The sequence below is a fragment of the Paraburkholderia sp. SIMBA_027 genome (assembly GCF_046535315.1).
Lineage (GTDB): Bacteria > Pseudomonadota > Gammaproteobacteria > Burkholderiales > Burkholderiaceae > Paraburkholderia > Paraburkholderia tropica.
This window is the reverse complement of sequence record NZ_JAWRWY010001687.1, coordinates 1-232: the sequence shown is the minus strand read 5'-3', so window position 1 is coordinate 232 and position 232 is coordinate 1. Positions and strand designations below refer to the sequence as shown.

Genomic DNA, 232 nt, shown 5'->3' with positions numbered 1-232 from the left:
AACGCTGGCTATCGACGCAGGAAAGTAACGCGTTGTTCCTGGCTGCCCGTACGATTCAGGATTTACCCGGTAAATGGCAGGCGCAAACCTCTTTCTCAGCTGAGCCGCTGACAGGCGAGAAAGCGCAAAACAGCAATCTGAATAGCGATCAACTTGTCACCTTGCAGGTGAGCAACAGTGGCGATCAGCCGTTATGGTTGCGTATGGATGCCAGCGGTTATCCGCAATCCGC

General features: G+C 53.9%; 1 protein-coding gene. It reads left to right on the top strand.

Annotated elements, in window-relative coordinates; all coding sequences use genetic code 11:
* Positions 1-232, top strand: a 232-nt coding sequence (locus SB764_RS44930) for a hypothetical protein (RefSeq protein ID WP_410867428.1), incomplete at both ends; no start/stop codon positions are given.